Genomic DNA, 16,422 nt, shown 5'->3' on the forward strand with positions numbered 1-16,422 from the left:
CCGGATGTCCACGCGCAAACTGGTGGTGGCCCTCCACCGCGTGCTCTGGCTGGCGTTCGTCGTCCAGGTCATCGCCTCGTTCGCCGTCGAGCTGCCGTACCCGTACTGGGTGGGCTGGCTGCCCGTGATCGTCGCGATGATCCTCGGCGTCGGTCTCGCCCGGACCGCCCGCGGCCGGGTCATGGCCACGCCCCGCGCCACGGTCGAGGTGGCCCCGCCGGTCACCGGCCTCTGGTCCGCGCTGAACAGCCCGGCGGACCGGACGCCCAGCCACGGCACCCACCAGCTGGGCCAGACGTACGCGATCGACGTCACCCGGGAGGACGAGGCGCGGCCCCGGCCGGGCTTCGCCTGGCTGTGGCCGGTGGCCCGGCGGAGCGGCGACTTCCCGGCCTTCGGCGCGCCGCTGCTCGCGGTCGCGGACGCGACCGTCGTGCACGCCGAGGACCGGCAGCGCGACCACCTCAGCCGGAACTCGCTGCTCGGTGTCCTCTACCTGCTGCTGATCGAGTCCGGCGCGCGGAGCATCGGCGGCGCCCGCCGGGTCACCGGGAACCACCTCGTCCTCGACCTCGGCGGCGGTACGTACGCGATGTACGCCCATCTGAAGCGCGGCTCCCTGGCCGTGCGCGCGGGCGACCGCGTCTCGGCCGGCCAGGAACTCGCCCGGTGCGGGAACTCGGGCAACTCGACCGAGCCGCACGTGCACTTCCAGCTGATGGACGGCCCGGACCTGGACACGGCGAGCGGTGTGCCGTTCACCTGGCGCGGTGTCGGTGTCCCGAGGAACGGCGAGACGTTCGAGGTGCCACGCGACGCGGCCTACTCGGCCTGACCCCAGAAGGCGTCGGAGACGTCGATGTCCTCGACGCACTCGTCGATGTCGGAGATCTTGCCGCCGATGATGGTGAAGACGAGAGCGCCGTTCATCTCGATGCCCATGCCCTTGTCCTCGCGCGTGGCGAAGAACCGGTTCGCCGCCACGGCATGGCCGCGGCCGTCGACGGAGACGCTCTGCAGTTCGACCCGCATCTCGCCGCGGGTGAGTTCGAACATCTTCCGGTACATGTCGAGGACGTTGTCCCGGCCCTTGATGTGCCCGGAGATCTGGCTATCGCCGGGCGAGTGGTGCGTGCAGTCCGCCGTCATCAGGGTGCCGACGGTCTCCATGTCCCCGCTGGTCCATGCTTCGAAGCCGCGGCGGACCAGGGCGGCGTCAGGGTGCTCAGCCATGGCTGATCGACCCCTCTCGTACGTGTGCGGGTGTGCGGGCGGCCCTCCCCCTCCAGTCTCCGACTACCCTCGCCCCCATGCCACCGGCCAAGAAGCGCACCCGCAGCTACGACTCCGCCAAGATCAGGGCCGCCGTGCTCGCCCAGTTCGGGCACGTACGGGAGGCGGTCGGGGCGCTGACTCCCGAGCAGCTCGACGGGCCGACCCGGCTCGGTGAGTGGACGGTACGGGACCTGGCGGCGCACCTCGCGTGGATGGTCGACTCCGTGCCGCAGCTCCTGGCCGTGCCGGAGCGCGGCGAGGACCGGCTCGCCCTGCTCGACTGGCCGTTCGTGACCGCCGGCGCGTCCGAGCGGATCGACGCGCACACCCGGGGCATCGACGCCTCCGACCTGCCGGGGCTCTACGCGCGCGTGGCGGACGATTACGGGAAGGCGATGACGGGCGCCGCCGACGAGCGGCTCCTGCCGGTGAGCTTCGGCGCGATGACCCTCGCCGACTTCCTGGTCACCCGGACCGTGGAACTCGTCGTCCACACCGACGACCTGAACGCGGCGACCGGCGCGGCCGTCCCGTACGACCGGCAGGCCCTCGCCGCCTGCACCCGGCTGCTCGCCGACACCCTCGCGGCGAAGGCCCCCGGCGGGGCGGTCGAGGTGCGGATCCCGCCGTACGCGGTGGTGCAGTGCGTGGAGGGTCCCCGGCACACCCGGGGCACCCCGCCGAACGTGATCGAGACGGACCCGCTGACGTGGATCAGGCTGGCCACCGGCCGGGCCGAGTGGGCCGTGGAACTCGACGAGGCCCGGGTCCGCGCGAGCGGCGAACGCGCCGACCTGAAGGGGCTCCTGCCCCTGATGGGCTAGGGCGCGTCCGGCGGATCATGGCCGGACACGCACTGTCCCCGCCCGGCCCCGGAACCGGACGGCGGGCTTCTCCGTCACACCTGCATGCCGAAGCCACGCGCACTCCTCGCCCTGGTTCCCCTCCTCCTGCTCACCGCCTGCGGTACGGAAGGAGGCGGCGGTTCCGGTGCGGACACCGTCTCCCCGGACCTGCCGGTCGCCGGCACGCACTGGACGGTGGACGCCGTCACGGTCGACGGCCGCAGGTCCGCCGCCCCCGACGGCGCCCGCGTCGCCTTCGTGGAGAACGGCCGTGCCCGGGGGAACAGCGGCTGCAACACCTTCGGTGCCGCCGTCGCCGTGAACGGCGACACCCTCACCGTCTCCCCGCAGGAAGTCACCGAGATCGGTTGCCCCGCCGACCGGCAGCGCTTCGAGCAGGAGCTGCTCAAGGCCTTTTCCGGCAAGCTCAAGGGGAAGATCGAGGGGGAGAGGTTCACCCTCGACTCCCCCGACGGGCGCGGCGGCCTGGAGCTGACCGCCGAACCGGCCGCCCCGCTGCGCGGCACCACCTGGAAGGTCGACGGCCTCCTCTCCAAGGACACCGCGGCCTCACTGCCCGCGGGCAGCGAGGGCAAGGCGCGGATCGTCATCGGCGCGGACGGACGGGTCGCCGGCAACCTCGGTTGCAACAACTTCTCCGCGACCGCCCGCGTCGACGAGAAGGCCCGCACGCTCACCGTCGACGGCCCGGCCGCCACCACCCGCATGATGTGCGCGAGCCCGCAGATGACGCTGGAGACGAAGCTGTACGAACTCCTCGACGGGCCGCTCACCTACCGGCTCGACCACCGCACGCTCACCCTCACCGACTCGTCGGGCGAGGGCCTCACCGCGGTCGCGGACGGCGCTCAGTAGCGAAGCAGCCCCGCGTCGATCCGTTCCCATGCCGTCCGCAGCGAGGCGGTGAGACCGGGTTCGGCGGCGGCCAGGTCCGCCTGCTCGCGGGCGTCCCGGCCGAGGTGGAAGAGCTGGTCGCGGCCGGCCTTGCCCCGGTAGTACTTCCAGTCGCCCCGGCGCAGGGCCCGCTCGCCCCGCACCCGCCAGAACAGGTCCCGCTCGGGGACCTCGTGGCCGCGCAGCAGGTGCCCGGCGAGGCTCGTGCCGTCGAGGGGGAAGGCGGGGTGGGGGCGGGCCCCGGCCAGTTCGAGCAGGGTGGCGGTCCAGTCGGGGGTGAAGACCGGGAGGCGGCTGACCTGGCCGCCGTCGATCCGGGCCGGCCAGCGCAGGATCGACGGGACGCGGATGCCGCCCTCCTGGAGGGAGCCCTTGTGGCCGGAGAGCGGCCAGTTGTAGGAGAAGCGTTCGCCGCCGTTGTCGCTGGCGAAGAAGACGAGGGTGTCGCGCTCCTGGCCGGAGCGGCGCAGGGCGTCCAGGACCGTGCCGATCGACCGGTCGAGGTCCTCGACCATCTGCCCGTACTTCTCGATCGACCCGCCGTCCTGGTGCCAGAGGGCACGCCCGTCGCCCGCCTTGATGCGGCGGGTGATCTCGTCGCTCGTCTCCTTGTCGCCGTCGGCGATCCAGGGCCAGTGCGGGGTGGTGAAGTTCAGGTTGAGGAGCCAGGGTCGGTCGTGGTCGCGGCCGACGTACTCGCTCGCCCGCTCGGTGAGGATCCGGGTGTAGTAGCGCAGGTCCTTGTACGGGGCGTCGCCTTCGTAGAGGTCGTACTCGCCGCCGAGGCCGAGCTTCGAGTAGTACTCCAGGGCCCCGCCGAAGTTGCCGAAGAACTCGTCCCAGCCGGATCGGGTGGGGGAGTAGTCGGGAAGGTAGCCGCAGTGCCACTTGCCGATGAGGGCGGTGGCGTACCCGGAGTCGCGGAGCAGCGAGGCGAGCGTGGGGTGGGTGGGCTCAAGGCCTACGGACCGGTCGGCGATGGGCTCGGCCAGGCCGCCTCTGGTACGGCCCGGGTAGCGGCCGGTGTAGAGGCTGAAGCGGGTCGGGGAGCAGGTCGCGGAGCCGGAGTAGGCGTCGGTGAAGCGGACGCCCTGGCGGGCGAGCCGGTCGAGGTTCGGGGTGCGGATGTGCGGCGAGCCGTACGAGGAGAGGTCGGCCCAGCCGAGGTCGTCGCCGAGGACGAAGAGGATGTTGGGCCGCCGGGAGTGGCGGCGCGGGCTCGCGGCCCGGAAGTCACGCTCCTCGGGCGGCGCCGGCCGGGCGTGGGCGGGGGTGGCGCCGAGGGCGGCGGCGGCCGCGGCTCCGGCGGCGGCACCGCCGAGGGCACGGCGGGACAGGGGTGTGGACATGCGGGGTCTCCAGACGGAGGCAGAGACAGGTGGGGAAAGGGGAGGGGGAGGGCCGCGAAGGCGGTCAGACGCAGCGACAGACGGCGCTCGCGACACGGACGAGGTCCACGTGTCGGCGCTGGACGAGGGTGACCGAGTGGTCACGCGGGGGCTGCATGGGGCTGGAGCTTCGTCCAGTTCACGCGTACCTGTCAACGACCGTCTCGCACCCCGGGACGAGTGTGGCGGGGGCGTTGCGAGGGTGTTTCCAGGGGCCCGGAATGCCTCGGGACTGCGAACTCCGTCACATCGCGAGAGCACCCGGAGGCTGGTACGAGCGTCCGCTCTTCAGCTCCCCGGAAGCCGGAACCCTTACCGCGCCTGCTTCGTAGGCCTCTCCAAGCCCAAGATGATCAATTCGGCTGATCGCACGAGCGCCGATGCCGCGGATTTCGCCAATTCGGACCAGTGGTCGAGCCCGTCTACACTCGGAAACGTGCCACGTGGTGACGGTCGACTCAATCACGACCTGCTTCCCGGAGAGAAAGGCCCCCAGGACGCTTGTGGCGTCTTCGGTGTCTGGGCTCCGGGTGAAGAGGTCGCAAAGCTCACGTACTTCGGGCTCTACGCCCTCCAGCATCGGGGCCAGGAATCCGCGGGAATCGCGGTCAGCAACGGCTCCCAGATCCTCGTCTTCAAGGACATGGGCCTCGTGTCCCAGGTCTTCGACGAGACCTCTCTCGGTTCCCTCCAAGGTCATATCGCGGTCGGTCACGCCCGCTACTCGACCACCGGGGCGTCCGTGTGGGAGAACGCGCAGCCGACGTTCCGGGCGACCGCCCGGGGCTCGATCGCGCTCGGCCACAACGGCAACCTGGTGAACACGGCGCAGCTCGCCGAGATGGTCGCCGACCTGCCCAAGAAGGAAGGCCGCTCCACCCGTGTGGCGGCCACCAACGACACCGACCTGCTCACGGCGCTCCTCGCCGCCCAGGTCGACGAGGACGGCGAGCCGCTCACCATCGAGCAGGCCGCCGCGAAGATCCTCCCCGACGTCCGGGGTGCCTTCTCCCTCGTCTTCATGGACGAGCACACGCTCTACGCGGCCCGTGACCCGCAGGGCATCCGCCCGCTGGTCCTCGGCCGCCTCGAGCGCGGCTGGGTCGTCGCGTCGGAGTCCGCCGCCCTCGACATCTGCGGCGCCAGCTACGTCCGCGAGGTCGAGCCGGGCGAGCTGATCGCGATCGACGAGAACGGCATCCGTACCTCGCGATTCGCGGAAGCGAAGCCCAAGGGCTGTGTCTTCGAGTACGTGTACCTGGCCCGCCCGGACACCGACATCGCCGGCCGGAACGTGTACCTCTCCCGCGTGGAGATGGGCCGCCGCCTCGCGAAGGAGGCGCCCGTCGAGGCCGACCTGGTCATAGCGACGCCGGAGTCCGGCACTCCGGCCGCGATCGGCTACGCCGAGGCCTCGGGCATCCCCTTCGGCGCGGGCCTGGTGAAGAACGCCTACGTCGGGCGCACCTTCATCCAGCCCTCCCAGACCATCCGCCAGCTCGGCATCCGGCTGAAGCTGAACCCGCTCAAGGAAGTCATCAAGGGCAAGCGCCTGGTGGTCGTCGACGACTCGATCGTCCGCGGCAACACCCAGCGCGCGCTCGTCCGGATGCTCCGTGAGGCCGGCGCGGCCGAGATCCACATCCGGATCTCCTCGCCGCCGGTGAAGTGGCCCTGCTTCTTCGGCATCGACTTCGCCACCCGCGCGGAGCTGATCGCCAACGGCATGTCGATCGACGAGATCGGCAAGTCGCTGGGCGCGGACTCGCTCTCGTACATCTCCCTCGACGGGATGATCGAGGCGACGACGATCCAGAAGCCGAACCTCTGCCGTGCCTGCTTCGACGGCGAGTACCCGATGGAGCTGCCGGACCCGGAGCTGCTCGGCAAGCAGCTCCTGGAGACCGAGCTGGCAGCGGGACCGGCCGCCACCGCGGCCTCCGACGCCCTCCGCCGCCCATAAGGACCGTCGGCCCGTAAGAACCCGCTGCGACCCGCAGTACGGCGAGCAGTACGACGACACGAAAGCTCTGAACCCATGTCTCAGACCACCGGTGCCAGCTACGCGAGCGCGGGCGTCGACATCGAAGCGGGCGACCGCGCCGTCGAACTCATGAAGGAGTGGGTGAAGAAGACGCAGCGCCCCGAGGTCCTCGGGGGACTCGGCGGTTTCGCCGGCCTCTTCGACGCCTCCGCCCTCAAGCGTTACGAGCGTCCGCTGCTCGCCTCCGCCACCGACGGCGTCGGCACGAAGGTCGACATCGCCCGCCAGATGGGCGTGTACGACACGATCGGCCACGACCTGGTCGCGATGGTCATGGACGACATCGTGGTCTGCGGCGCCGAGCCGCTCTTCATGACCGACTACATCTGTGTCGGCAAGGTCCACCCCGAGCGGGTCGCCGCCATCGTCAAGGGCATCGCCGAGGGCTGTGTCCTGGCCGGCTGCGCCCTGGTCGGCGGCGAGACGGCGGAGCACCCGGGCCTCCTCGGCCCGGACGACTTCGACGTCGCGGGCGCGGGCACGGGTGTCGTGGAGTACGACCGGCTGCTCGGCGCCGACCGTATCCGTACGGGGGACGCGGTCATCGCCATGGCCTCCTCGGGTCTTCACTCGAACGGGTACTCGCTCGTCCGGCACGTGGTCTTCGACCGCGCCGGCATGACCCTCGACCAGCAGGTCGAGGAACTCGGCCGGACCCTGGGCGAGGAGCTCCTGGAGCCCACGAAGATCTACTCGCTCGACTGCCTGGCCCTCACCAGGACCACGGACGTCCACGCGTTCAGCCACATCACGGGCGGCGGTCTCGCGGCCAACCTGGCCCGGGTGATCCCGGACGGTCTGCACGCCACGGTGGACCGCTCGACCTGGGCGCCGGGCGCGATCTTCGACCTGGTCGGCAAGGCCGGCCAGGTGGAGCGGCTGGAGCTGGAGAAGACCCTGAACATGGGCGTCGGCATGATGGCCGTCGTGCCGGGCGACTCCGTGGACGCGGCCCTGACGACCCTTGAGGACCGGGGCGTCGAGGCCTGGGTCGCGGGCGAGATCACCGAGCGCGGGGCGCACACGACCGGCGCGGAGCTGGTCGGGGACTACGCCAAGTAGTCCATCTGCGGTACCAGGCGACGGGGCGCTCCTGAGGGGGCGCCCCGTTCGCGTCTCCGCCGTCGGGCTCTACCAGGGGCATGCGGACAGCACAGAAACCCGGCCAGGTGTTCCCGGCCGGGTTTCCGTCATGCGTTTAAGAAGGTCAAGCGCGACGCGGGGACGCCGCGGGACCGGACTCGTCGTCCTCGTCCTCGTCGTCCTCGTTGTAGAGATCCGCGTACTGGGCGTACGGGTCGTCTTCCTCGTCGTCGTCCTCGAACGGCTCGCCATTCGGCGGCTGGCTCGAAGTCGAAGCGCCCAGCTCATTGGCCAGACGCGTCAGGTCCGTCCCGCCGCTGCTGTACTTCAGCTGGCGGGCGACCTTGGTCTGCTTGGCCTTTGCCCGGCCGCGCCCCATGGCTCGACCCCCTCGGTGACGGGGCTCGGTGGCCCCAGAGTCTTGACACGCGTTCATGAGTCGGAACGGACTCTCGACAGAGAGACCGGTCCGTAGAGCTTCAACGGTACCTGTTTCCGCGGGTCTACGGTACGCCGCGCGCATCACATACCCCGGTACAGAACCTTCGAGGCGCCCTTTCCTCGCTGGTCAATCGCGATTTTAACCTCTTCTGGGGGCCCGACCCGCCGAGGGGCGTGAGCGAAGTCTCCCCGGAGAGGTCTCCGGGGCCGTCCGGCGGCGGGCCGCCCCCTCGTACGGCTCAGGCGCGCCGCGCCTCCGCCATCCGCTGTTCGGCGATCCGGTCGGACGCCGCAGCCGGCGGAATTCCGTCGGCCTTCGCACGTGCGAAGATTTCGAGGGTGGTGTCGAAGATCTTCGTCGCCTTCGCCTTGCACCGGTCGAAGTCGAAGCCGTGCAGCTCGTCGGCGACCTGGATCACGCCGCCGGCGTTCACCACGTAGTCGGGCGCGTAGAGGATCCCGCGCTCCACGAGGTCCTTCTCGATGCCCGGGTGGGCGAGCTGGTTGTTGGCCGCGCCGCAGACGATGCTCGCGGTGAGGAACGGCACGGTCTCCTCGCTCAGGGCGCCGCCCAGCGCGCAGGGCGCGTAGATGTCCAGCCCCTCGACGCGGATCAGCGCGTCGGTGTCGGCGACCACGGCGACCCCCGGGTGCTTGTCGGTGATCCGGCGCACCGACTCCTCGCGCACATCGGTGATCACGACCTCGGCGCCGTCCTCCAGGAGGTGCTCGACGAGGTAGTGGCCGACCTTGCCGACGCCCGCGACGCCGACCTTGCGGCCGCGCAGGCTCGGGTCGCCCCACAGGTTCTGCGCGGAGGCGCGCATGCCCTGGAAGACGCCGAAGGCGGTGAGGACGGAGGAGTCGCCGGCGCCGCCGTTCTCGGGGGAGCGGCCGGTGGTCCACGTGTTCTCGCGGGCGACGACGTCCATGTCGGCGACGTAGGTGCCGACGTCGCAGGCCGTGACGTACCGGCCGCCGAGGGAGGCGACGAAGCGCCCGTAGGCGAGGAGGAGCTCCTCCGTCTTGATCTTCTCCGGGTCGCCGATGATGACGGCCTTGCCGCCGCCGTGGTCGAGACCGGCCATGGCGTTCTTGTACGACATCCCGCGGGCCAGGTTCAGCGCGTCGGCGATGGCCTCGGCCTCCGTGGCGTACGGGTAGAAGCGGGTGCCGCCGAGGGCGGGGCCCAGGGCGGTGGAGTGGAGGGCGATGACGGCCTTGAGGCCGGTGGCGCGGTCCTGGCAGAGCACGACTTGCTCGTGGCCACCCTGCTCCGAGTGGAACAGAGTGCGCAGTACGTCAGCAGGAACGCCGGTCACATCGGTCACGGTGGTGACTCCCAAGTACGAAGCGGCGGTTTCGGCCCTCCCTGCGGGTGGGGGAGGACCAGTTCGGCAAGAGAGTAAGTCCTACCTGTGCGTAGATCGGCCTCAGTGCTCAGGATCACCCCCTCCCGGAGTACCTCCGTGGAAGGATTCGCGACATGTCGGTCGCCTCCTCGGTCCTCGTCCCCTACGCGTCCTATCTGCGGGTGTACGAGCCGCTGACGGCGTTCCCCGAGCCGGAGCGGACCCACTGGGCCCGGTACGCGCGCCGGCCGCGGACCCCGGGGGCGCAGGAGGAGCTGCGGCGGTCGCTCGCGGACCTGCTGCCGACGCCCGCGGTGCCGGTGCCGGTCCACGAGAGCGCGGAGGCCTTCGTCGCGCATCTGGACGGGGTGGTGGTGATCTGCCCGTGGCGGACGCGGCTGCGCGCGTGGCTGGCGGTGGAGGAGCTGGTGGCCGAGGGGTATCCGGGGCTGGTGCTCGACGCGATGCTGCCGCCGGTGGTGCGGTCCCAGGTGGCGGGCGACTACGAGCGGTGGCTGCTGCGGAACCCGGACGCGCGGCCGTGGATCCGTACGGCGGTCTGGCACGTGCCGCTGCGCTGGTTCGCGCTCTTCGGGGACGAGGACCGGCATTACGAGCCGGGAGAGCCGCGAGAGCCGGGGGCGCCCGGGGGCGCGGCGGCCGGCGGCCGGGCGGCGGTGCTGCGCTACCGGACGACGATGGCGCAGGCGCGCCGGCGGCTCGCGAGGGCGCTGCGGGCGCTGCGGGAGTCGATCGACGAAGGTCCGATGACGGAGGGGCTCGTCGAGGTGGGGCGCTGGCTCGAGGAGTTCCATCCGCGGGCGCTCGTCGAGCTGGACTTCGGCGGTCTCGTGCACGCGGTCACGGAGGAGTGGCTGGCCGAGGACCGGTCGGCGGCGCAGATGGCGGAGGGGATCGCGGCGCTGCGGGCCGGGGACGGCGAGGCGGCGAGCGAGGCGTACGGGAGGCTCGCGGAGCGCTGGCGGGCGGTCAGGGACCTGCGCTTCGCGAATTGACATCACTCGGGCATCTTCGTCAGGTCGGTATCGACAAGACATGTCCGGCCGGTGTAAATGATCTTCAGGGATGTCCGGATCCCGCCTGCCGAATGTCGTTGGTCGGCCGTGCGGGTCCTTCGGCACCCGTCGGGCGGGGCCATTGGTCCCGATCCGGGCCTTTGGCTCAAGCGTGACGGACAGCACGTAACGCACCCTTGCGCCCATCGCCCACCCTCGTGCCAAAATAGGACAAGGAGTCCGGGGAGGGTTCCTTCCGTCCATCTATGGGCGGATCGCTCGACATTGCACTCTATGGGGGGTCTGAGGACTCCTGATCACTCTGTGACTGATCGTCACAGGCGTGTGACTGTCCGTTATGGCATGGTCCATCGACTTCCGCCGCTGATGAACACCTGCGAGGGCAATTCCATCGGTTTGGCCGACGTGGCTGGACGGATGGTGTAGTTGTAGTGCCGAGGACAAGCCGTTCGTCCTATAACCGACTCGGCCCGCTTCTGCCATTTCGGGCAACGCGGGTCAAGGTGCAGAATTTAGAGGAAAGAACCGAGAAGGTTCGGTTCTCCCGAGGAGGCCGCTCATGACCGCTCGCACCCCTGATGCCGAGCCGCTGCTGACCCCTGCCGAGGTTGCCACGATGTTCCGTGTGGACCCGAAGACGGTGACCCGTTGGGCGAAGGCCGGGAAGCTCACGTCCATCCGCACCCTGGGTGGACACCGCCGCTACCGCGAGGCCGAGGTTCGCGCGCTGCTGGCGGGTATTCCGCAGCAGCGCAGCGAGGCCTGAGGTCGCGCTGACACCCCGCAGTACCCCGTAACACCGGGCCTGTCCGGATCCCCCAATCCGGTCGCCCACCCATAGCTCTGCCGACGGATTCCTGCCCCAACAGGCCTTCGTCAACGGTCGCGCTGGACTCCGCCGGGTCCGGCGCGACCTTCTTTTGTGCCCGGCCCCGCGCCCCGGAAGCCGGTGCAATTGCACATATTAAATTGGGCCGGTGTAGGAAGGGTGTAAGTGAAGCGGTTCCTGAAACTGTCTCAGTGACTCCCGTCACACCGGCGAAGACTTGCCAAGAACAGCCTCCCACTTGACGGGACCCTCACCCACCCGCCGTTGGTCATGGGTCGGGAGGACTTTCGTCCTCGGTGGTCACAGCCGGCCCTTCCGGCCCCTCGGGCTCCGGAGACTCCATGGTGAGCCGCAGGAGGCGGTGGCAGACCACGCAGTGGCGCGTGAGGTGTCCGTAGCGCGACGCGGCCGCCAGATGGGCGCGCAGCAGTGCTCGTGTGTCGTGCCGTGCTGCGGACGCCGCGGCCATGCGCGACCACCTCCGGTGTGGGCCCCCGATCCCCTGATGTCCGGGGTACCGGCGGGCGAGTGGCCCCGTCAAGACACGGGAACACAACGAAAGGCCCGCATCGCATGATGCGGGCCTTTCGGTAAAGCGAACCTGACGGGACTTGAACCCGCGACCTCCACCTTGACAGGGTGGCGAGCTAACCAACTGCTCCACAGGTCCTTGCTTGCGGCCCCTCGTGAGTGGCTGCAAGAAAGACTGTACAGCAGGTCAGCGGTCCGGTCGAACTCGCCGCTGGGCAGGCGGTCAGGGCGCCGCCGCGTCGATCGCCTTCACGATCCGCTTGTCCGAGACGGGGTACGCGGTGCCCAGCGCGTGCGCGAAGTAGCTCACCCGCAGCTCCTCGATCATCCAGCGGATGTCGGTGACCTCGGACGGCACCGGGCGTCCCTTCGGGAGCTGTTCGAGGAGCCAGGCGTACTCGTCCTGCATCTCCTGGACCTTCTCCATCCGGGTGGTGTCCCGTTGCACCCCGGTCGGCATCTGCTGGAGCCGGCGGTCCACCGCCACCAGATAGCGCATCAGGTCCGGGAGCCGCTTGAGCCCCGTACGGGTGACGAAGCCGGCCGGCATCAGCCAGGCGAGCTGCGTGCGCACATCGGTGAGGTTGGTGATCAGCGCCAGGCTGTTCGTCGACTTCAGCCGGCGCTCGCAGGCCTGCCAGGCCGCCAGGATCTGCTGGACCTGGCCCACCGTCCGTACGGTCGTGTCCACGAGGTCCGCGCGGACCTTGTCGTACAGCTTCCGGAAGGACTCCTCGTCCCACGCCGGGCCGCCGTGGTCCGCGATCAGCTTGTCCGCGGCTGCGGTGGCGCAGTCGTCGAAGAGCGCCTGGATCGAGCCGTGCGGGTTCGAGGACAGGGCCAGCTTCTGCTGGTTGGTCAGCTTGTCCGAGGCGAACTTCGCCGGGTTCACCGGGATGTTCAGCATGATCAGCTTCCGGGTGCCCCGCCACATCGCGAGCTGCTGCTCGGCCTCCGTGTCGAAGAGCCGTACGGCGACGGTCGCGCCCTCGTCCACGAGCGCCGGGTACGCCTTGACCGGCTGCCCGCCCCGCTTGGTCTCGAAGACCTTCGTGAGCGTCCCGATCGTCCAGTCCGTGAGCCCTGTGCGCTCCAGGGAGGGCCCGGAGCCGTCCGGGCCGCCCGTCGCGGCCGCCGCGGCCTGGGAGAGCGCCTGACGGGCCTTCGGGCGCAGCTTCAGCCGCAGCGTCTCCAGGTCCTTGTCCTCGGCGAGCTTCCTGCGCCGCTCGTCGACGATCCGGAAGGTCACCTTGAGGTGCTCGGGGACCTTCGCCCAGTCGAAGTCCTCGGCGGTGACCGGGACCCCGACCATCCGCTGGAGCTCGCGGGCGAGCGCCCCGTCCAGCGGCTCCTGCACGGGCACGACCGCGTCCAGGAAGCGGGTCGCGAAGTTCGGCGCGGGGACGTAGTGGCGGCGGATCGGCTTCGGCAGGGAGCGGATCAGCTCCGTGACGACCTCGGCGCGCAGACCGGGGATCTGCCACTCGAAGCCCTCGTCCGTCACCTGGTTGAGCACCTGGAGCGGGACGTGGACGGTCACGCCGTCGGCGTCCGCGCCCGGCTCGAACTGGTACGTCACCCGGAACTTCAGCGGCCCCTGCCGCCACGAGTCCGGGTAGTCGTCCTTGGTGACCCCGGCGGCCTTCTCGTTGATGAGCATCTCGCGCTCGAAGTCCAGGTACTCCGGCTCCTCATGGCGCTTGTGCTTCCACCAGGAGTCGAAGTGGGCTCCGGACACGATGTGTTCGGGGACGCGCTTGTCGTAGAAGTCGAAGAGCGTCTCGTCGTCGACGAGGATGTCCCGGCGCCGGGCCCGGTGCTCCAGCTCCTCGACCTCGGTGAGCAGCTTGCGGTTGTCCGCGAAGAACTTGTGGTGGGTCCGCCAGTCGCCCTCGACGAGCGCGTTCCTGATGAACAGGTCGCGGGAGACCTCCGGGTCGATCCGCCCGTAGTTCACCTTGCGGTCGGCGACGATCGGCACGCCGTACAGCGTCACCTTCTCGAAGGCCATCACGGCCGCCTGGTCCTTCTCCCAGTGCGGCTCGCTGTACGTCTTCTTCACCAGGTGCTGGGCGAGCGGCTCGATCCACTCGGGCTCCACGCGCGCGTTGACCCGGGCCCACAGCCGCGAGGTCTCCACCAGCTCGGCGGACATGACGAAACGCGGGGGCTTCTTGAAGAGCGCGGAACCGGGGAAGATCGCGAACTTGGCGCTGCGGGCGCCCAGGTAGTCGTTCTTCGCCCCGTCCTTGATGTCCTTCATGCCGATGTGGCTGAGGAGACCCGCGAGCAGGGAGACGTGCACGGACTGCTCCGGCGCGTCCTCCTCGTTCACATGGATGCCCAGCTGCTTCGCGACCGTCCGCAGCTGCGCGTAGATGTCCTGCCACTCGCGGATCCGCAGGAAGTTCAGGTACTCCTGCTTGCACATCCGCCGGAAGGAGCTGGAACCGCGCTCCTTCTGCTGCTCACGGACGTACCGCCACATGTTCAGGAAGGCGAGGAAGTCACTCGTCTCGTCCTTGAACCGGGCGTGCTGCTGGTCGGCCTGCGCCTGCTTCTCCGCCGGCCGCTCGCGCGGGTCCTGGATGGAGAGCGCGGCCGCGATGACCATGACCTCGCGGACACAGCCGTTCTTGTCGGCCTCCAGGACCATCCGGGCGAGGCGGGGGTCGACGGGCAGCTGGGCGAGCTTCCTGCCCTGCTGGGTGAGCCGCTTCTTCGGATCCTTCTCCGTCGGGTCGATCGCGCCGAGCTCCTGGAGGAGCTGCACGCCGTCCCGGATGTTCCGGTGGTCCGGCGGGTCGATGAAGGGGAACTTCTCGATGTCGCCGAGGCCGGCCGCGGTCATCTGGAGGATGACGGAGGCCAGGTTCGTCCGGAGGATCTCCGCGTCCGTGAACTCCGGCCGGGAGACGAAGTCGTCCTCCGAGTACAGCCGGATGCAGATGCCGTCGGACGTACGGCCGCAGCGGCCCTTGCGCTGGTTGGCGCTGGCCTGGCTGACCGGCTCGATCGGCAGCCGCTGCACCTTGGTCCGGTGCGAGTAGCGGGAGATGCGGGCGGTGCCCGGGTCGATCACGTACTTGATGCCGGGGACGGTCAGGGACGTCTCGGCGACGTTCGTGGCGAGGACGACCCGGCGGCCCGAGTGCGCCTGGAAGACCCGGTGCTGCTCGGCGTGGCTCAGGCGGGCGTAGAGGGGGAGGATCTCGGTGTTCCGGAGGTTCCGCTTGAGCAGCGCGTCCGCGGTGTCCCGGATCTCGCGCTCGCCGGAGAGGAAGACGAGGACGTCGCCGGGGCCCTCCGACTGGAGCTCGTCGACGGCGTCGCAGATCGCGGTGATCTGGTCGCGGTCGGACTCCTCGCTGTCCTCTTCGAGGAGGGGCCGATAACGGACCTCGACCGGGTACGTACGGCCGCTGACCTCGACGATCGGGGCGTCGCCGAAGTGCCGGGAGAACCGCTCCGGGTCGATCGTCGCGGAGGTGATCACGACCTTCAGGTCGGGGCGCTTCGGGAGCAGCTGGGCCAGATAGCCGAGCAGGAAGTCGATGTTGAGGGACCGCTCGTGGGCCTCGTCGATGATGATCGTGTCGTACGCGCGCAGCTCGCGGTCCGTCTGGATCTCGGCGAGCAGGATGCCGTCCGTCATCAGCTTCACGAAGGTCGCGTCGGGGTTCACCTGGTCGGTGAAGCGGACCTTCCAGCCGACGGCCTCGCCCAGCGGGGTCCTCAGCTCCTCGGCCACGCGCTCGGCGACCGTGCGGGCCGCGATCCGGCGGGGCTGGGTGTGCCCGATCATGCCCCGGACGCCCCGGCCGAGCTCCAGGCAGATCTTCGGGATCTGGGTGGTCTTTCCGGAACCCGTCTCACCGGCGACGATCACGACCTGGTGGTCGCGTATCGCCTCCAGGATCTCGTCCTTCTTCTGCGAGACGGGCAGCTGCTCGGGATAGGTGACCGCGGGCACGCGGGAGGCGCGCCCGTCGACGCGCTCCTTGGCCTTGGCCGCCTCTGCGGCGATCTCGTCCAGGACGGCCTCGCGGGCCTCGGGCTTGCGGATGCGGCGGGCGCCTTCGAGACGGCGGCCGAGCCGGTGGGAGTCCCGCAGCGAGACCTCGGCCAGGACGGACTGGAGGGCGGCGAAGGAAGTAGACATACGGAATCCAGGATCGCACCTGCGGCCGAGAAGCGGCGAACCGATTTACGAGCGGCCGCGGCGGCGCTCGCGCGCGGGGTGCGTACTATTTCGGGCACGTCGACCGGACCGGAGAGGTTTCGCATGTTCTGCACCACCCGCGCGCCGGCGGCGTTCGCCGCCCTCGCGGGACTGGTGCTCGCCCTCCTGATGTGCGGCGCGGGATCGGGAGCGGGAGCGTCGGCCGAGGCCGCGCCCGCGAAGGTCCAGCTCCTGGCGGGCGCCGCCGTACCCGGCTGCGACCCCGGTCACCCCGCCGACGAAGGCGCCGCCGGCCCCGTCGTACCACCGCGTGCGCACGGCTTCGCGGAGCTCCTGCCCGCGCTCGCCGCCGACCGGACGCCGTGCGGGGACCGGCACCCGGACCCGGACGGACGGGCCGCGTCGCCGGGACGCGAGCCACCCGCGCGCGTACCGCCGTCTCCCGTGGAGCTCTCGGTCCTGAGGGTGTAGACGGACGGCCGCCCTCCGTCCGTCTTCT

Annotated in this window: 15 protein-coding genes and 1 tRNA gene; 8 read left to right on the top strand and 8 right to left on the bottom strand. The window is 70.3% G+C overall.

The window, feature by feature from the left end:
- Positions 1-4 precede the first annotated feature (4 nt).
- On the top strand, positions 5-835 hold the full coding sequence (locus ABT034_RS04965) for a M23 family metallopeptidase (protein WP_351211298.1): 831 nt from the start codon (positions 5-7) through the stop codon (positions 833-835).
- Here the strand turns inward: ABT034_RS04965 and ABT034_RS04970 are convergent.
- Entirely contained in the window at positions 823-1,233 is a 411-nt protein-coding gene (locus ABT034_RS04970) for a nuclear transport factor 2 family protein (protein ID WP_351211300.1), read from the bottom strand. The two genes, ABT034_RS04965 and ABT034_RS04970, sit on opposite strands and share 13 nt — an antisense overlap.
- Positions 1,234-1,310: 77 nt before the next feature.
- Between ABT034_RS04970 and ABT034_RS04975 the strand changes: the two genes are divergently transcribed.
- Both ABT034_RS04975 and ABT034_RS04980 read left to right on the top strand, forming a co-directional pair.
- Positions 1,311-2,099 (top strand): maleylpyruvate isomerase family mycothiol-dependent enzyme, encoded by a 789-nt coding sequence (locus ABT034_RS04975; protein ID WP_351211302.1) that lies wholly within the window; start codon positions 1,311-1,313, stop codon positions 2,097-2,099.
- 84 nt (positions 2,100-2,183) lie between these two features.
- Entirely contained in the window at positions 2,184-2,996 is an 813-nt protein-coding gene (locus tag ABT034_RS04980; RefSeq protein ID WP_351211304.1) for an META domain-containing protein, read from the top strand.
- Here ABT034_RS04980 and ABT034_RS04985 read toward each other — a convergent pair.
- Together ABT034_RS04985 and ABT034_RS04990 are read right to left on the bottom strand one after the other, a co-directional pair.
- Positions 2,990-4,384 carry a sulfatase family protein gene (locus tag ABT034_RS04985; protein ID WP_351211306.1) on the bottom strand — a complete coding sequence of 465 codons (1,395 nt, stop codon included), beginning with the start codon at positions 4,382-4,384 and terminating at the stop codon, positions 2,990-2,992. The genes ABT034_RS04980 and ABT034_RS04985 overlap by 7 nt on opposite strands.
- 64 nt (positions 4,385-4,448) lie before the next feature.
- Positions 4,449-4,541, bottom strand: coding sequence for a putative leader peptide (locus tag ABT034_RS04990; protein ID WP_351211308.1), 93 nt, complete (start codon positions 4,539-4,541; stop codon positions 4,449-4,451).
- 318 nt (positions 4,542-4,859) lie between these two features.
- Here ABT034_RS04990 and purF point away from each other — a divergent pair, with 318 nt between their 5' ends.
- Positions 4,860-6,386, top strand: a complete 1,527-nt coding sequence (purF, locus tag ABT034_RS04995) for an amidophosphoribosyltransferase (protein ID WP_351211310.1) — start codon at positions 4,860-4,862, stop codon at positions 6,384-6,386.
- Between the two features lie 75 nt (positions 6,387-6,461).
- A complete protein-coding gene (gene purM / locus ABT034_RS05000; protein WP_351211312.1) occupies positions 6,462-7,529 on the top strand; it encodes a phosphoribosylformylglycinamidine cyclo-ligase in 1,068 nt (355 codons plus the stop codon).
- A 145-nt stretch (positions 7,530-7,674) separates the two neighbouring features.
- Here purM and ABT034_RS05005 read toward each other — a convergent pair whose 3' ends face one another.
- Both ABT034_RS05005 and ABT034_RS05010 read right to left on the bottom strand, forming a co-directional pair.
- Positions 7,675-7,929, bottom strand: a complete 255-nt coding sequence (locus tag ABT034_RS05005; protein WP_150504299.1) for a DUF3073 domain-containing protein — start codon at positions 7,927-7,929, stop codon at positions 7,675-7,677.
- Positions 7,930-8,230: 301 nt separating this feature from the next.
- The gene (locus ABT034_RS05010; RefSeq protein WP_351211315.1) at positions 8,231-9,322 is read right to left on the bottom strand and encodes a Leu/Phe/Val dehydrogenase; all 1,092 of its coding nucleotides are present in this window, start codon (positions 9,320-9,322) and stop codon (positions 8,231-8,233) included.
- 155 nt (positions 9,323-9,477) lie between these two features.
- On the opposite strand from ABT034_RS05010, the gene ABT034_RS05015 reads away from it, so the two are divergent.
- Together ABT034_RS05015 and bldC are read left to right on the top strand one after the other, a co-directional pair.
- Positions 9,478-10,359: a DUF8083 family protein gene (locus tag ABT034_RS05015; protein WP_351211317.1), complete on the top strand. Its 882-nt coding sequence runs from the start codon at positions 9,478-9,480 to the stop codon at positions 10,357-10,359.
- A 580-nt stretch (positions 10,360-10,939) separates the two neighbouring features.
- On the top strand, positions 10,940-11,146 hold the full coding sequence (gene bldC / locus ABT034_RS05020) for a developmental transcriptional regulator BldC (RefSeq protein ID WP_003949541.1): 207 nt from the start codon (positions 10,940-10,942) through the stop codon (positions 11,144-11,146).
- 331 nt (positions 11,147-11,477) lie between these two features.
- Here bldC and ABT034_RS05025 read toward each other — a convergent pair whose 3' ends face one another.
- From ABT034_RS05025 to hrpA, 3 genes are all read right to left on the bottom strand, one after another.
- Positions 11,478-11,678 (bottom strand): DUF6274 family protein, encoded by a 201-nt coding sequence (locus tag ABT034_RS05025; protein ID WP_351211319.1) that lies wholly within the window; start codon positions 11,676-11,678, stop codon positions 11,478-11,480.
- A gap of 127 nt (positions 11,679-11,805) precedes the next feature.
- Positions 11,806-11,879: transfer RNA gene (locus ABT034_RS05030), tRNA-Asp, on the bottom strand.
- Positions 11,880-11,963: 84 nt separating this feature from the next.
- Positions 11,964-15,902: an ATP-dependent RNA helicase HrpA gene (hrpA, locus tag ABT034_RS05035; protein ID WP_351211321.1), complete on the bottom strand. Its 3,939-nt coding sequence runs from the start codon at positions 15,900-15,902 to the stop codon at positions 11,964-11,966.
- 123 nt (positions 15,903-16,025) lie between these two features.
- Here hrpA and ABT034_RS05040 point away from each other — a divergent pair, with 123 nt between their 5' ends.
- Complete coding sequence (locus ABT034_RS05040) at positions 16,026-16,394, top strand: hypothetical protein (RefSeq protein ID WP_351211323.1); 369 nt, start codon at positions 16,026-16,028, stop codon at positions 16,392-16,394.
- The last annotated feature ends 28 nt before the right edge of the window (positions 16,395-16,422 follow it).

This window comes from Streptomyces sp. NPDC002773, from assembly GCF_040295605.1.
GTDB lineage: Bacteria > Actinomycetota > Actinomycetes > Streptomycetales > Streptomycetaceae > Streptomyces.

Excerpts from the sequence above, each read along its gene's own strand:
- ABT034_RS04965 (WP_351211298.1), top strand. The coding sequence starts at position 5 with ATGTCCACGCGCAAACTGGTGGTGGCCCTCCACCGCGTGCTCTGGCTG.
- ABT034_RS04970 (WP_351211300.1), bottom strand. The coding sequence starts at position 1,233 with ATGGCTGAGCACCCTGACGCCGCCCTGGTCCGCCGCGGCTTCGAAGCA.
- ABT034_RS04975 (WP_351211302.1), top strand. The coding sequence starts at position 1,311 with ATGCCACCGGCCAAGAAGCGCACCCGCAGCTACGACTCCGCCAAGATC.
- ABT034_RS04980 (WP_351211304.1), top strand. The coding sequence starts at position 2,184 with ATGCCGAAGCCACGCGCACTCCTCGCCCTGGTTCCCCTCCTCCTGCTC.
- ABT034_RS04985 (WP_351211306.1), bottom strand. The coding sequence starts at position 4,384 with ATGTCCACACCCCTGTCCCGCCGTGCCCTCGGCGGTGCCGCCGCCGGA.
- ABT034_RS04990 (WP_351211308.1), bottom strand. The coding sequence starts at position 4,541 with ATGCAGCCCCCGCGTGACCACTCGGTCACCCTCGTCCAGCGCCGACAC.
- purM (WP_351211312.1), top strand. The coding sequence starts at position 6,462 with ATGTCTCAGACCACCGGTGCCAGCTACGCGAGCGCGGGCGTCGACATC.
- ABT034_RS05005 (WP_150504299.1), bottom strand. The coding sequence starts at position 7,929 with ATGGGGCGCGGCCGGGCAAAGGCCAAGCAGACCAAGGTCGCCCGCCAG.
- ABT034_RS05015 (WP_351211317.1), top strand. The coding sequence starts at position 9,478 with ATGTCGGTCGCCTCCTCGGTCCTCGTCCCCTACGCGTCCTATCTGCGG.
- bldC (WP_003949541.1), top strand. The coding sequence starts at position 10,940 with ATGACCGCTCGCACCCCTGATGCCGAGCCGCTGCTGACCCCTGCCGAG.
- ABT034_RS05025 (WP_351211319.1), bottom strand. The coding sequence starts at position 11,678 with ATGGCCGCGGCGTCCGCAGCACGGCACGACACACGAGCACTGCTGCGC.
- hrpA (WP_351211321.1), bottom strand. The coding sequence starts at position 15,902 with ATGTCTACTTCCTTCGCCGCCCTCCAGTCCGTCCTGGCCGAGGTCTCG.
- ABT034_RS05040 (WP_351211323.1), top strand. The coding sequence starts at position 16,026 with ATGTTCTGCACCACCCGCGCGCCGGCGGCGTTCGCCGCCCTCGCGGGA.